The organism is Salinivibrio sp. KP-1 (assembly GCF_000968645.1).
GTDB lineage: Bacteria > Pseudomonadota > Gammaproteobacteria > Enterobacterales > Vibrionaceae > Salinivibrio > Salinivibrio siamensis.
Genome location: NZ_LAQR01000017.1, coordinates 1 through 843, shown reverse-complemented (window position 1 = coordinate 843; position 843 = coordinate 1). Strand labels below are relative to the sequence as shown.

General features: G+C 48.2%; 2 tRNA genes and 1 rRNA gene. All 3 read left to right on the top strand.

Going from position 1 to position 843, the window contains the following annotated elements:
- A 16S ribosomal RNA gene (locus tag WN56_RS08525) occupies positions 1-330 on the top strand; the annotation flags it as partial.
- Between the two features lie 91 nt (positions 331-421).
- Positions 422-498 (top strand) — tRNA-Ile (locus WN56_RS08520).
- Positions 499-605: 107 nt separating this feature from the next.
- Positions 606-681 (top strand) — tRNA-Ala (locus tag WN56_RS08515).
- Positions 682-843: the final 162 nt, after the last annotated feature.

Below are 843 nucleotides of genomic sequence, written 5' to 3'. Positions count from 1 at the left end.
ACGAGTAGGGCTACACACGTGCTACAATGGCAGATACAGAGGGCAGCGAAGCTGCGAAGTGGAGCGAATCCCTTAAAGTTTGTCGTAGTCCGGATTGGAGTCTGCAACTCGACTCCATGAAGTCGGAATCGCTAGTAATCGTGGATCAGAATGCCACGGTGAATACGTTCCCGGGCCTTGTACACACCGCCCGTCACACCATGGGAGTGGGCTGCACCAGAAGTAGATAGCTTAACCTTCGGGAGGGCGTTTACCACGGTGTGGTTCATGACTGGGGTGAAGTCGTAACAAGGTAGCCCTAGGGGAACCTGGGGCTGGATCACCTCCTTACTGACGCTATTTTTGCGAGTGTTCACACAGATTGTATAGGTTGAAAGTCAAAGAGATACGAATGCCTTAGTGAAAGGCTCGTACCTTAGATGGGTCTGTAGCTCAGGTGGTTAGAGCGCACCCCTGATAAGGGTGAGGTCGGTGGTTCAAGTCCACTCAGACCCACCAATTTCTCCTGATACTGCGTTAGTGCATTCCTCGTTTAGCAAACTAAACGTCGAAATACACTGCCTTGCCTCAAAAGAAATTGGCACCAGCATCTAAGGAATTATGATGGGGCTATAGCTCAGCTGGGAGAGCGCCTGCCTTGCACGCAGGAGGTCAGCAGTTCGATCCTGCTTAGCTCCACCACTTTTTAAGCGCATTTATGATGATAAGTGTCTTTAAAAAGTGGTTTATCGTATTGATAGAATCACATGCTCTTTAACAATCTGGAAAGCTGACAAGTCATTCTTAAAGAATGACAGTAAAGTTCTCAATCAGTGACAGAAATGTCACTCACACAATCAAGTG